This window comes from cyanobacterium endosymbiont of Epithemia clementina EcSB, assembly GCF_029919255.1.
GTDB lineage: Bacteria > Cyanobacteriota > Cyanobacteriia > Cyanobacteriales > Microcystaceae > Rippkaea.
Genome location: NZ_CP123991.1, coordinates 829,071 through 844,604, shown reverse-complemented (window position 1 = coordinate 844,604; position 15,534 = coordinate 829,071). Strand labels below are relative to the sequence as shown.

Below are 15,534 nucleotides of genomic sequence, written 5' to 3'. Positions count from 1 at the left end.
AAATTAGTAGTAAAGAAATCATAAATTTTTATAACCATTCCCTATCGTCTATTTCCTATTTCCGACTGAAACAGTTTGATGTTTGACGAGATACATGATCTGAGTTGAAAGTTTTATTAAAATTTATTCTCATAACGGATGATTACTTCATTAAATGAATAATCATAGGAAAAACGAATTATTGAATCATCTTCAAGTTCATAGACTTTTTCTAAGACGGGATATAAGCGCAAATTTTCTATCCCCCATTCTTTTCCTACTTGATTAGTTGCTTCATTAAGCTCAAAAAGCCAATCTTGTAAAAAGGGAAACAGGACCACTGCTACTTGAGGTAGTCCTGCTTCTACTAATTGGGCTGAATTTTGTTGCTGTAATTGTTCGACTAAATTAGGAAGTTGTTTCCCAAAAAGTGTTAGTAACTCACTACTACTTAAACGAGGACTACTAGAAAAAGAAACAATAGGAGATTGTAGCAAATCTCGAACGGAATTAGTACCTAAATTATTGACCTTAATACAGTTAGCTAATTGTCTCAATTTATTAGGATCAATGGCTGAAGTTTGGGGAATAGGACGATAATTATCTGGCCTTAGTTTACAAAGTTCTTCTAATTTAGTGCCGAGATTAGGAAGTAATTGGTTAGCATCTCCTTTGATTCCTAGAGTTATTTCCACTGATTGGGAACGACCACTTTGAACAATATCATCAGCAACTTCATTCGCATTAATTGCTCTTAAAGCAATATTCAATATATAAAGTTTAAATTCTAAATTAATATAGGGATTTAACAACCCTTTTTGTGGCAAAAAAGTAATAGTATTATTAGATTGACGAGAGATAAAAACACGAGTTACAGGAATATCCACTTTCCCATTATTGATATAAACTGTTCCCGATGGTTTTATAGCAAGTAATCCTGGTAGAGAAAAACTAGCTAATTGACCACTTAAACTTAAATTTCCACTAACGTTAAAAACAAATTTTGGGCTAATAGTTTTTTGCTCAATTGCAACTTCTTTAATTGAAACTCTAAAGTCATTAAATTTTGGAAGAATAACAACTTCTTCTAGGGGACTAATCCTTCTTATCCACTCTTTTACAATTGGTGATTCTGGTTGCTCATAAATATTAGAAATAAAATCAGGAACTATAATTTTACCTTGATTTAACTGTATTTCTCCTTCAATTATAGGACTAAAAACTGTTCCCTTGATAAGAATTAATGCATTAGCAATTCCTTGATATAAATTATTAAAGGTTACTTGATCTTGGGTTAAAGTAATGCTTAAAGGAATGGTGCTGTCAATGTTCTTAAGTGATGAATTAAATAGGGGGAGTACCCCCATAGTGTTAATAGTTATTTCTCCAATTTTACCTGTTAATTTATTTACTTTAATTCTGCCATTTTGTATAGCTACTTTACCATTTAAAGTTAAAGTATTTGGCAACAAGTAACTTTTAATTGTAATTAAATTCAAATCTATAATTGACCGACTGTTAGGATCGAAACTAACTTTTACTTCATCGTTAATAGTGATTTTACCACTCATATCAAGAGCTATTTTACCCTCTCCATCAACCCAACTTACTTGTTCTTGAGTTAGAATTTCTAGTAGAGAAAATGCCTCAGTTTCTAGTAGAACATTTATTTTAAATCGATTATCATTATTTATCTCAATAGGTAAGGGAAGGCGAGCATAAGCTCGAATAAAATCTGGCTTATCTATTTGTAGTTCTAATTGTGCATTTTTATAGGCAAAATTACCTTGGAAACTTTTTCTAAGTAATCGGGCATTAATGACTACTTTCTCTAAATCAAATATTCCGTTAATTTCTGGTTTTATTAAGCTTCCAGTGAGGTTGCCTGCCATATTAATACTGCCATTAAGATCCCCAGGAATAGTTATTAAGCTACGTATTGTATCTAGAGTTAGATTGTTAAGACTAAAAGTTGAAGGTTGCAAGTCAAACTTATTGTTGTCATAAGTTAAGTTAAGATTAGCTTTAATTAAACTTTCCTTGAGCTTGATCATAGGATTTATGTTAACAATTCCATTTTCTATCTTTCCTTTAATTTCCAACTTTTCGAGATGAATTACTGGAGAATCTTCCAGGACAAAACCTAAAGGATTAATGATAGATGGGGTTGGTAGTTGAGATGTCCATTCCCAACTTTCTCCTTCAAATTGAAAGGTTATTTCTGGGGCTTTGAGAGTTCCTGATAAGGATATTTCTCCATTAAATTTACCTTTAATGTCTAATTCTCGTGGTAATTTGCTAGCTTGTCTTTCAATCGCAATTTCCCTAATTTTTTGATCATTTTCCCACAACTGATTGACTTGCTCTGAAAGCAGTGCATTTACATCCCCAACTGGTTTAGGAATCACTTGTTTAAAATGTGTTGAAGAATCTTTTTTAAATTTTAAAAATCGTGAGAGACTGTCAAAATTAGAAATTTTTAGTGCGGTTAAGATTTCTTGAATATAACCTTTATCTACTTTTAGATTTCCTTGAATTTTTCCTGTTTTTAATGCTACTTGACCACTAATAATATAGTTACTTTTTCCTAAAATTAAGGTCGTATTTTTAAAACTGATATAGTCATTCTGGTAAACCCAATTAATTTGCAATTTATCTCCAAAAACTTCACCTAAATTAGGATTGATAATATCTAGTTTTCCTCTACCTGTTAAAGTTAATGAATCAATTTCTAAATTAAGATTAACTCTTCCTCCTAAATAGTCGGTTAAACCATAATTACTAATTGGGGATAATTTTAATTGTTTTAAGGGAAAGTTTTGAATATTAGCAACTAGGCGATCACCCTGACGATTTCCTTTAACAGTGATTGGAAAATAATTTCTATATTTTTGGCTTATTTCAAAAGAGTATGGAATATAAGGTAGCAAACATTTTTGTTGTGAACAGGAAGTTAAAATAGCAGTAATAACATCTTTTTTTCCTCGCAAATCAAGTGAAATATTTTGTCCTGTTACTAAATCAATTTCTCCCTTTAAAATCGGTTCAAAATTTAATTCATTAAATGTAAGATTTGATAAAGTTAAATTTCCTTTTAATTGAAAATTGCTATTAAATAGAGGAGAAGTTAATATATTTTGTCCAACTAAATGACCTTTAAATTTACCTTTTCCTGCTAAATTAATAGCTTGTGGTAAAAGTTGTTTGTTAATAGGAATCTTTGACAACAATTCTGCAATAGGTAAAATTCTCAAATCAGCTTGGGTCTCAATATTTAAATTAACAGAAGCAATATCAGGATTGTTGAGAAGATTAGTCAAGGTTATATTCCCATTAGCTTTTATGTTTTGCTCTCCTATTTTTACTAAAAAATTATTAGCTTGAATGGGAATTATGGAATTAGGCGAGAATAACGATTCTAAAGTTCCTGATAGGTCTATTTCTGCATCAATTGGTTCAATCTCTTTATTTGCAAATAATTTATTTTTCCAGGTCGATAAAATTAGTTGATCAATAATAATATTAGTTTTCCATTGATTATTAATAAGTTTGATTGATGTGGTAATTTCTTTTTCAGCAATTCCGAGTTCTATCTGAGCATTACCTTGCACCGTATTTAAATCAAAAGCTAGTAAATCAGGTAAATAAGCTATTAAATTAATTTCTGTTTTTTTGACTTTAATAGGGATAGATACTTGAGGTAAAAGATTAGTAACTAATAGAGGGGTAGCTATCGCATTAACAGTTATTTGTCCTTGGTTTAATTTACTAATAGCTGTAATGGTTCCATCAGCAATTTTAAACTGTGTGTCAGCATTTAGTTGAAAGTCATTAAAATTGGGAGTTTTACCCAAAGATAGTAGCGATTGTAGACTACCTATAAAGGTAATCTTACTATTAGTTAATTGAACAGGAATTGCTAGCTGAGGTAAAAATTGGTTGAGAGATAAATATCTCAGCTCAGCGTTTCCTTTAAGAGATCCATTTTGCCAGGTTACTTGAGCATTCAGGAGACTTTTAGCTATTTCTACTTCTAAATTAGAATGACCTTTAATTGCATTAATATCAATGGTTGATTTCTGTAAAATTTCTTCTATATTTCCTGATAAATTAAATTGATATTTTTTTAATGTAATTGGAATAAAAATATTAGCTGATAATAGACTTAAAGGTAATTGTAATCCCGTTGCTGATGTTGTGAATTTAGTTTGTTTTAACTGACTATTAATAATAATATTACCGTCGTCCAAAACCAGGGCCAAATTAGATGAAAAATTAAACGATTTTTTCCAAAGTTTATTAAGGCGACCTCTTATGTTAAGATTGGCATTTTTTAGAAAAATATTATCGGGACATTTTATATTTCTTACACTACAAATTACTGAAGTAAATGGAGTTAAATCTAGAGAGTTAGAATTTAAGTAAGCTTGCCATTTTTTACTTTCTAAATTCCCACTAGCATTTATAATTACTCTCCCTCTTTGCGTCACTAACTCTATATTTTTAAGAATGACATTATTTTTATCTATTAAAATATTGCCTTGACTGATAATTTCAGTATTGGCTTTATTTAAACTTCCAGCTGTATTCCATTTTATTAAGCCTTTAGGATTAGCAAAACTTCCATTGATATCCCCTTGTACTTCTAGGTTATTTAAATTTACTGTTATTGGTAATTTATAATAGTCATTAACTAATTTTTGACTTGGCAGTTCAGTCTTAAAAACTAATTCAAAAGGAATGTTATTCCAATCAATTGACTTGCCATTCATAAGAGATTGAATAATTTTAGGTTTAGCCATACCTTGGGCAGTAATCCACCCCCCGACCTCAGGGATAACTGATAAATTTTTCAATAAAAAATTATCCAAATTACTTTGAAAATCAATAGTAATCTTCTCAAGTTTAGTTTGAGCGACTTCTATAATTTCTTTGTTTTTTATTCTTCCTCTTAAAAAAGGGGCATTAAGCGTTCCTATTAAGTTCAATTTAGCTTGTAATTCTCCCTTAACTTCTATAGGCAATTCAATTGGGTATACTTGCTCAATATTTTTCTCGCTTAACCCACTAATATTGGCTTCTAAATCAAATCCAGTATTCCAATCATATTGACCATATAAACTAGTGGTAATATTACCTAAATTTACTTGAGTTTTTTTAATAAAAATTTTTTTCTTTTGAAAAGAAATATTGGCAAAGACTTGCAAAGGCTTCTCAAAAAAATTAGTTTTTCCTTTGAAATTACCTAAGTTAACTGTCCCTTTAGCTTTGGTTTCAGATAATCTTTCAGTAGAAGGAAAATTGAGATTGATATTTGCTTCGATATCTCCTTGATCTAATTGAACATGAGGATTGATAACAAGAGGCATTAGTTGACTAAAATCTAACTTAGAAATAGCTATTTTTACCTGACTTTCTTTGGTATCAATAACTGTTTCTCCTTCGAGAGAAATTTCACTACCAAGCAAAGCTAAATCAAGATCATAATCCCACTTTGCTTTCTTAACTTCACTATACCTTGCTTGTCCATTTAAAGTTGTTGTAAATAGATTATTTGTACCTTGAGGAAAGACATTAATTTCAACATTTGTAATATCAAAAGCAAGGTCTAACTTTAGAGGAATAATTTCATCTGTTATCTCTCCCCTGAGTAAATCTCCTTCGGAATATTGATGTAGCTCAACTTCAACATCTTCAGGTACAATTTTAATCACTAAAGTTCGTTTGAATAAAACAGCAATGATATCAAAGTGAACGACAACACGACTGGCCGTAAGTTGATTAGGATGGTCAGAGGTTTGTGGCACAGAAGTGGATCCTAGACAAAGATGAGTTAGAGAAAAACCTTGAAGTTCATCAATATCAACAGGACGATTAATCAAGTAACTAACTTGTTTTTCTAACCAAGGAGGAAGATATTTTTGAAGAAAAAGACGTAACCCTGTGTAGCTAATGATAATAATGGTTACAGAAGCAAGCCCAATCGCGACATTATACGGGTTTTTAGCTATTTTTAGCAGACGAATCCAATAGTTTGACGGAGAATCAGGAGGAAGCGGCGATTGACTCATGAAGGTTTTTTAACGGTTTAAAAACAATATCAAGTGTGAGGAGACAACCGCAGTCAAAGAATTTAGTAACTAATCTAACTTACTTAAGTGAAAAACTGGATTATGAATCTGATGAACAATAAGAGACAAGATGCCTCACAATGATAAAGAAAATACCTAAGGAGTAACCCATTCGATGTTGGCCTACATCCTAGCAATTATCATCGCCTTCACTAGCATAATTTTGTATCTATCAGCTTTCTTTTTACCAGAATTGCATCGCCAAGACGACTTTCTTTGGAGTGGTATTGGTTTGTTTTATGCCCTAGTTTTGTGGGTATGTGCTGAACGCATCACTGGTGGAATCTTATTGGGACAGTCGGCGGCAGTGCTCTTAATGGTATCCTTCGGGTGGCAAACCGTTCGGTTGAGAAGGATGCTTGCTCATCCCGAGGACAAAACTGCTCTCACTGGTTTTTCCATCCTAAGTTGGATAAAAAGCCGTTTAGGAGACAAAACAAACTCTACTGTTACCGATATTCCATCTCCAGCAGTAGAGACAGTAACACAAGCAAAGGAACTCTTTACGAGAGAAGTTTCTCGGCCAATCTCTAAAGAAGTATCTACAGAGGAAGATACTTTCCCAGAAATGGCAGAAACTTTTATTCAAGAATCAGCAGAAGTGACAGAAGAAGATATCTTCCCAGAAATGGCAGAAACCTTCATTCAAGAGTCAGCAGAAGCAATTGCCCCAATAGGAGAAACAAAAACCGTAGAAACCTCTTCCAAAGAAACACCTAAATCGTTCATTTCAGATGAAGAACTTCCTTCACCTCCACTGACGGAAGAACCAATAGAAACCCCTATTGTAGAATCCAAATTCTCTACCGAAAAAGAACTTCCTTCACCCTCACCGACGGGAGAACCAACAGAAGAACCAATAGAAACCTCTATTGTAGAATCCGAATCCTCTACCACCATTGAATTAGAACTCAAAAAACCCAAGAAGAATGGCTTCTCTCTAAGTTCTCTACTTAGGTTTATCAAACCGAAACCCCAACCGCGATCAGAAATCATTACTGAATCATCTAACCGACAGGAATTAGATATAGAAAAAGAAGACTGGGAAAATTCTGAGGCTTTGGAGAGACCCGAAACGTTTGAAGCAATTCAAGAAAAAAAAGCAGTGATAGAACATGAAGTAACAGAAGCATTAGGGGAGCAAGAAGAATCGGCAACTCAACAAATAAAGGAAGAAAATTTTGATCTTTCAGAACAACCCCAAGCAACGACAATAATTGTTGAAGGGACGGAAGTCACCCCAGAAACTTTTGAGCTCAAACAACCACAAGAAAAAAAACAGGAAACCTCAAAAACCTCTATTGTTTCGGAGGAAATTACTCTAGAAGGATCTGAAGAGACACCAACAATGATCGCAGACGATCAATCTCAAATCAGTGAATCTTTTATGATAGAAAACTCCCAAGAGACTAACTTAGACACAGATGATCTTGAAACAGAATCATCTACTTCCGGTCTGTTCGAAATTTCTGCCCAAGAAAAAGAAGAAGATAGAAAGTCAGATAAAAACGATGAAAAATCAAATTAGCCGTTAAAAGTCATGAATTAAAAAAATTCCCTCTCTCCCACTCAATTCTCTATAGTCAAGGAAAACACTATTATGAGTTCTTTAGGTAATCGCTTTAATAAGTTAACAGGGAAGAACCGTTTTGTAGTTTCTCGTATTTTTATCCATCTTGCCGGAGATGAAGTCGCCCCCCTTTTAGGGGTTCTCAACCAGGCTGCCCAAGATGCCCTAGAATCCGAAGGGGATTTAGGGGTGTTAGGGGAGAGCTTAGCTAACATCTGCCAAAAACTCCTAGAGATGTCTATTTATTGGCGATCAGCCGCCAATGAAGGAGATGTTTTTTGGGAAGAAGAAGGGGCGGGAGATTATATCACCGAATTATTTACGGATTCTGCCCAACGTTATCTCAGTGGAGCAGAGTTTGACAGTTTTACCAGTGAGGAAAACACTCTTTTGTCCCTTCCTATGACTCGTAATGTGGTTGTTATGATCGTAGTAGCTTTTAAAGGTGAAGCGCCTGAATTAGAGACCAGTCTAGCTGATCGTCTAGCCCTAGAAGAAGGACTTAAAGCTCTCATTAATCTTAATTATCAAGGGGTTTTAGAAGCGATACAAGTCCACTTTTCTCCCGCCCAATTAGGTGATGAACTTACCAATGATCAGCTATTACTTAATTTTTCAGAACTAATTTCCTTATAATCAATCCTTATCTAATAATTTAAACTTATGCCACGCAGATTCATTACTATTTTGATGATCGTAGCCCTATGTTGGACGACAGTAGCCTGTAGCTCACCAACTACCTTAACCCAGTCTTCTTCCACCTCAAAGAGTTCATCGGTTATTTCTCCTAACCAAGTGAATAAAGGAACTTATCCAGTCCAACAGGCAAGCTATGACGATGCCGATGGAACCTATACTCTGATGCTGTTAAATACACCCGCAGGAACATCTTCTGCCTATCGGACTGCTGACTTACAAATGGCACGATTGACAGATGAACAAATTGCTAATGGAGACCAAACCTCAGTAGAGGTTACTGGAAATGAAGCTATCATGTTCCTCACCAAAGACTTTAAAATTGAATACGTCCATACCGTAACCGAAACTCAAACTAATCCTCAAACTGGACAACCCCAAAGCGTAGTAGTGCACCGGGAATCTAATTTTTGGACTCCTTTTGCTGGGGCGTTAGTGGGTCAAGCGGTAGGGAACTTGCTATTTAGCCCTCGTTACTATGTTCCTCCTATGTATCAATCAGGAGGTATCATTAGGGGATATGGAGGTTACGGAAACACCTATACTCAAGCAGTTGATAGCTACCGAAGCAGATACAATGCTCCCCCTGCAGCAGTGCAAAATCGCGAAATCCTACGGACTTCAGGGAATCTAAGACGATCTCCTTCAACCAGTAGAAGTTCCCCTAATTCTAGTCAATCAAGCGGTTCAGGGGTGGGGTCGAGTAGGCTAAAAACCTCTGGAAGGTCTAAACCAACTACCCGACGCAGGAGTGGTTTTGGTAGTAGTTATCCCCGGTCGCGTTCTCGTAGTTTTGGTAGTAGAAGACGCTAAAACTCTAACTTTTAAGGCAAAAACCGGTTTTCAAGCCTCTCTTTTTTAGGGAGAGGCTTTGTCTTTTTAAAAATTAAAAATGGCAAGAAAAAAACTTTGTAATATTTTTACTAAAGATTATCAATCTCATAAAGTATAAATTTTCAAAAAATATTGATGAATGAAGGTTCTAGGAAAAAATAAATCAATTAAGTAGTAAAAAATAAAAATATTTGGACAGTTTGATAACTAAAAAAGAAGTAATTAAATAGCCTAATGAGCGCTATCAGTTATCTTAAAACCTTATACATAATAGTATACGCTAAAAAGCAATTGAAATAGTCTAAGGAAGACTCCAAAAAATTCTGTCGTCTATTTAAGATTATAAATAATCACTAACAAAAAGGAAAGACAAAATAAAATTAAGTATAAAAAATAGCTGATTTCTTTTAGGCAAAAAAATAGAACCTAACTAAAGATAGCTTGATCATGGGTAATAATTTTAATTATATTAGTAAATAAATACTAAATATTAAAAATATAAATAAGCAGAAAAAATTTAAATTTTTTAACGAAACTAATAACTAGAACTAGAAATATCTATAATAAAAATGAAAGGTATATTTGAATGAAGCTAGATTTTTCAATAGACAAATTTTCCATTAAATTATATCTAAATAGTATAAAAAAGTATAAGTGCTAGTTTGATTAATTTTTTGAGGGGAGGTCTAATAGAAGTTTATATAAAGTCTGGTTATCTCAAAGTTTAATTTCTCAATCAGGAGTAGGAAATATCATTAATTTTGAACTATACTACTTACATAAAATATTCCCTTTTAGGAGAATAGTAGAAGAGACTGGATGTTAACTATGTTAACTCCTACCTAACTTTTCAGATTTAAACTAATTAAAAGTTAGCAGTCTATTGTAAAAATTTGACTCAAACAAATGTTGCCTAGATTTTGAATAGTTAGAAAATATGTAGACGCTGTTTTCAACAACCTTACTAATCTTTTTGCATTGTAGTTTAAAGTTATAAATAGTTCAGTAATCTCAGGTTGAGACTTTGAATTAAAGAACTAGGTAAAAGACAAACTTATAACAAAAACTGAAGAGCTCAAAACGTTGACAGAGATTTTACTAAGTCATCCTATTTTTTAGTTTAAATAAAAGTATAAAATTGTTCGATAAATCGATCAATTAACTCAAAAGGTAGAAGCTAAAAACTATAATTAATCTCTTCTACTATATATAGTAAGTTTAATATGTAGAATTCTAAATTCTACATATTAAACTTACCGATAGATTTATTGATTAATAACTATCAAATATAGCTTTAAATCGAGGCAAATCTATCAAGTAATTGATATGTCTAAATAATGTCTAATTAAATTCAAATTTAATTAGACATTATTTAGACATATTTTATGTATCTACCTTGTAGCTCACTACTTTTAAATCAGCTAGATAAAATAATTTATTTTTTATAAATAAACTTCTAGAAATTAATTTTAGAAAGTAATATCTAACTTTTTTAAAAAATGTAGGTATTATCGAATAAATATTTGCAAATTGGTGCGAGAGAAGATAGAGGATTATATATTTCTTTTATTGTAGATGATAGAAAAGTTATTTAAAAATACACTTAATCTTACTTCAATTGTTAATTGTATGTTTGCAGTAAATCATAATTAAATTTCTCTAATCAAACTATAGTCTTTACTATAAGCGTCAAAAAAATTAACAAAAAATACACAATCTATTTATTTCTGAGACTTTTTCTTAATAAAGAAAATTATTGATTGCTAATTAAAAATTAAATTTCTAATCTTGATTAGATTGGCTCTTCTAGATTAGGTATGATAACAAGTAAAATCTATATAAGTGGAAATTATTTTTCCTTAGCAGAGGACGTGTAATTATCAAAATTAGCAACTTAATAAATATGCTATCTATGACTTAATTTCATTACTATGGTGGTTAATTTCAACACTATAAAGGTAGATAATTATTATTTTAAATATAGTTTTTAAATTTAATTTAAAGATTACAGTTAATTTTTTTGTTTACCTATATCAGTATTTTTTTAGTAAAACTAATTAATATTATGAATGTAAAATTGAGATGTTTATTTTGACAATTTTGTATTTATCTAAAATAAATATTTTTATTGATTGCTAATAATTTAAAGATGTGATCTTTAACATTTATAATTATTTATCTAGATTTTTTATCATTATCTCTACTTTTTATTTACTTGTTTTTTTCTTTTTTGTTTGTATTTTTTCATTTTAAATAATTTATTTTTTAAAATCTGTATAGATATTCCTATATTAATTACACCTAAGTTGATAGCGATAAATCTTAGAATTGACGGCTTTCTATGCCCAAGAAAAATTTCTAATACTTATTTTGTGAATGTGATAGACTTGGCTGGTGGCTGAACCAATTATAAATATAAGCTGCTATTATATCTACTTCTATTTCATTTAAAACTTGAGTATGGGGATACTAGGTATTTTAAGATTTTGTAATTCTTCATTAAACTAAGTTAAAAAATTGAGGTCATAAGTATAAATTAAGTAGGAATAAGTTAAACAAGTAAAAAATATTTAGTCTAGTTTGATTTGATTTAAAAATCAAACTTATTATAAGAATATTTTTATTTTAAATAATTATTTAACTTTCTAGCAAAGCGATGATTGATACTCAAAATTTATCTGTATACTTTTAACGCTTACGTTGAGGTAAATTTAAATTTTTTCTTCTTTTTTTAGAAAAAATTAAATCTTAATAAGACTTCTATTAGTTATGGTGTTAATAGTGATTTTTTAATTTATGATACTTATAGTTTAGCAACTATTTCTCTACTAAATAATAGGATCTTAATTTTTATTTTTTATAAAATTATTTTAGACCAGGATTTAGCATAGGTATTTGATTATGGACAATTAGACTATATCGGTAATTTACAGATTGATGATTATACTATCAGTGTAGAAAAAATAGATGTGATCTTTTTTCAGATTATTTCAGTTTATTTTTAACTCAACTACTTATATAAACTGAGTAATCATCAAGAATAATTGCAGTATTTTTTTATCTTTACAGTGTTTTGTAGCTAAAATTTTCTTTTATATAAAAAACTATATTTTCTACTTTTTTTAGGAGACAGAACAATTTTAATTTTCACTTTTATTTTCTTCTATCTCCAGCTCTTTAGTTGAAATTTTAACTATTTCTTAGAAGTCTAAAAAATTAAAATATTGTTGGTTATTGTTAAGTAGTTCTATTTTTTTATGAAAACTATTTAAGATATTTAATATATTCTTCGATCAAATTGTTTTTATGATTATATTTTCTAAAAGTTTCACCTAATCTTTATTTTTTAAACTTTCTATCCTCTTACATTTAAACATAATATTTATACTTTTGTTCTCATTCACATTTACAATGAACAATACAACGAAATTTTTATTATGTTGATGCTGTCAGTGTCGTTGTGATAATAATCGTTATTGAAATAAATCCTATCAAAAAATTATTACTTTTCTAACCCAATTTGGACAACTTTGTAGTAAATAAAAGTTCAAAGTTCTGCCATGATAAATTAAGTTTTTGAAGTTGCAAAACAGTTAAAATACAAGTTTTAGCAGTTATTATTAGCTAGTAAATCATCATACTTAATCTAGAAGAGCTAAAACTTTTAGGAAGGCTACTTTAGTGACTTTCGATGAAATACCTCTAATTTTGGAACTATAAGTTACTTAGTATCAAAAAACAATTACGGGTTAATGGTCTCAATTTAATGTTAGCTTGGTGCTACTTTTTTTAAAAAATGGGATATACTGATCTTGACTTGTTGAGTTGCTTAGAAGTGCTTGTCTCACTTCATTCAAGGATCTAAACGGTCATAGCAACATCTAAATCAATAACCCCAATTTCATAGCACTATTCTGGACTCAGTTGGCCAAATACCGGGTCTCTTGTAAAAAAATAAAACCTGGCAGTTTTTCCACTGAAAACAGACAATACCGAAAGACAATATCCAAAAGACAACTCATTAAAGCATGTCTTGATGGAGGTAAGCGGACTTGAACCGCTGACGTCCTGCTTGCAAAGCAGGCGCTCTACCAACTGAGCTATACCCCCAAGCTAATCGAGCAGACAATTTGTGAGAAGTCTCCAACAACTCATCCACCTCCGCTATTATACACATAGAATCTTTAAAATAACAAGTTTTTTCAAGCCAACCTACCATGAATCAAATTGTCGCTACCTTCTATAAATTCGTGACACTAACAGATTTTGAGACAAAGCAAAAACCTTTACTAGAACTTTGCTACCAAAAAGCCATTAAAGGCACAATATTATTAGCCCAAGAAGGAATAAACGGAACAATTGCGGGGTCTCGTCAGGGACTTGATGCTGTGATAGCTTACTTACGTTGTGATCCTCGCTTAACTGACTTAGAAACAAAAGAAGCCTCTATAAAGAGTTTACCGTTTAAACGGACTAAAGTTCGACTAAAAAAAGAGATTGTTACTCTGGGAATTCCAGAGATTAATCCGCTTGAAAAGGTCGGTACTTATGTTGATTATAATGACTGGAATAATTTAATTTCTGATCCAGAAATTTTGGTTATTGATACCCGTAATAATTATGAGGTCGAGATGGGAAGCTTTAAAGGTGCAATTAATCCTAATATTAATTCTTTTCGAGAATTTCCTAACTATGTTGCTCAGAATCTTAATCCATTTAAACATAAACAAGTAGCTATGTTTTGTACAGGAGGAATTCGTTGTGAAAAAGCGACTTCTTTGTTAATAAATAAAGGTTTTAATAAAGTCTATCACCTCAAAGGGGGAATTTTAAAATATTTAGAAAAAGTACAATCCGAACAAAGTTTGTGGGATGGAGAATGTTTCGTTTTTGATAAACGGGTGGCGGTTAAACATAATTTAGAAAAAGGACATTATGAAATGTGTCTTAGCTGTGGTTATCCGATTTCTGAGAGAGAAACACTATCTTTGAACTATGAATATGGAGTCTCTTCTTCTCATTGTATTTCTGATTTAACCACCCAAAAAATCGAACGTTAACGAGAAAAACAACGGCAATTAAAGTTGGCTAATCAACGAAATAAACAATGATTAATAAATTACCTCGTTCCGGCTATACGTTACCTGTATTTGCTTGCGCATCGGCAATCGCTGCTTTAAGCCATCTCCAAGACAAAGATATTAAAAATATTGTCTCTGTGGATTTAATTGAACCGTCTCAAGTAGTTAATATTCCGATTGAACAAGTAGCTAAAATTGGACTAAATTCAGCTTTAGCAATTACTAGAAGTGATCCAGGAGATAATTTAGATTTAACTAGAAATACTCCAATTTGGGTATTAGTTGAATTAGCTGAACAAACTAAAGCCAATTCTTATAAGCAAATTCTTGTTAAAGGAGGTGAGGGAATTGGTATCCAGACTAATAATAATGGGGAACATGCTATTTATAGCTATGCAAAAAAAGTGTTACAGGAAAATCTTAAAAAATATCTTAAGCCCACAGAGAGTATTATTGTAACTATTATTTTACCGGAAGGAAAAAAATTAGCTAGAAGGACATCTAATGAGTCATTTGGGGTAGTCAAAGGACTTTCTCTGTTAGGAACTACTGGCATTTCTCAGCCCTTAACTGCTGCCAATCAATTAACAGCATATCAGGAGGAATTAATTGCCAAAGCTAAACAGTTTAATAGTTTAGTATTTTGTTTAGGGGAAAATGGCTTAGAGTTAGCGAGAAAACAAAAAATAAATCCTAAAATAATAATTAAGACGGCAAATTGGCTAGGCCCTTTATTAGTAACGGCTGGATTTCAAAAAGTAGCTTCTCTTCTACTGTTTGGTTATCACGGCAAGTTAATCAAATTAGCTGGAGGAATTTTCCATACTCATCATCATTTAGCTGATGGAAGATTAGAAATATTAGTTGCTCATGGAGCTAAAATAGGTTGCCCAACTACTAAGTTACAACAGCTTTTAAAAAGTTCTACTACGGAAAATGGATTAAAATTATTGCGGGATTGTGATGAACAAACAGGAAGTAATTGGACTGAAAAAATCTATCAATCTATAGCTCAGACGATTGATCAAAAAAGTCAAGCTTATATTCGTAAACATGCTGACGTTGATGTGAGAGTGGGATCAGTCTTGTTCGGACGTGACCGCTCTATCATTGTCAGCAGCAATCACGGAAAACTAATTATGAGTAGTGAAGTTTGCAAGTAGCGAAAATACCGTATACGATCTCCGCACACCAAATCAGAAATTAACTTTACACATTACACAGAAACTGAGTATTTTGTCCC

The 15,534-nt window shown here is 31.6% G+C and carries 6 protein-coding genes and 1 tRNA gene; 5 read left to right on the top strand and 2 right to left on the bottom strand.

The window, feature by feature from the left end:
• Positions 1 to 116: 116 nt before the first annotated feature.
• Positions 117 to 6,050, bottom strand: a complete 5,934-nt coding sequence (locus P3F56_RS02780) for a translocation/assembly module TamB domain-containing protein (RefSeq protein ID WP_281153285.1) — start codon at positions 6,048 to 6,050, stop codon at positions 117 to 119.
• 175 nt (positions 6,051 to 6,225) lie between these two features.
• Between P3F56_RS02780 and P3F56_RS02775 the strand changes: the two genes are divergently transcribed.
• The 3 genes from P3F56_RS02775 to P3F56_RS02765 all read left to right on the top strand — a co-directional run bounded on the left by P3F56_RS02775 (position 6,226) and on the right by P3F56_RS02765 (position 9,189).
• On the top strand, positions 6,226 to 7,638 hold the full coding sequence (locus P3F56_RS02775) for a Ycf66 family protein (RefSeq protein WP_281153284.1): 1,413 nt from the start codon (positions 6,226 to 6,228) through the stop codon (positions 7,636 to 7,638).
• A 72-nt stretch (positions 7,639 to 7,710) separates the two neighbouring features.
• The gene (locus P3F56_RS02770; protein ID WP_281153283.1) at positions 7,711 to 8,316 is read left to right on the top strand and encodes a DUF1517 domain-containing protein; all 606 of its coding nucleotides are present in this window, start codon (positions 7,711 to 7,713) and stop codon (positions 8,314 to 8,316) included.
• A gap of 27 nt (positions 8,317 to 8,343) precedes the next feature.
• Positions 8,344 to 9,189, top strand: a complete 846-nt coding sequence (locus tag P3F56_RS02765) for a hypothetical protein (protein ID WP_281153282.1) — start codon at positions 8,344 to 8,346, stop codon at positions 9,187 to 9,189.
• 4,058 nt (positions 9,190 to 13,247) lie between these two features.
• Here P3F56_RS02765 and P3F56_RS02760 read toward each other — a convergent pair.
• Positions 13,248 to 13,320 (bottom strand) — tRNA-Ala (locus P3F56_RS02760).
• A gap of 107 nt (positions 13,321 to 13,427) precedes the next feature.
• Here P3F56_RS02760 and trhO point away from each other — a divergent pair.
• Together trhO and cbiD are read left to right on the top strand one after the other, a co-directional pair.
• Positions 13,428 to 14,270 carry an oxygen-dependent tRNA uridine(34) hydroxylase TrhO gene (trhO, locus tag P3F56_RS02755; RefSeq protein ID WP_281153281.1) on the top strand — a complete coding sequence of 281 codons (843 nt, stop codon included), beginning with the start codon at positions 13,428 to 13,430 and terminating at the stop codon, positions 14,268 to 14,270.
• Positions 14,271 to 14,317: 47 nt separating this feature from the next.
• Positions 14,318 to 15,454: a cobalt-precorrin-5B (C(1))-methyltransferase CbiD gene (cbiD, locus tag P3F56_RS02750; protein WP_281153280.1), complete on the top strand. Its 1,137-nt coding sequence runs from the start codon at positions 14,318 to 14,320 to the stop codon at positions 15,452 to 15,454.
• Positions 15,455 to 15,534: the final 80 nt, after the last annotated feature.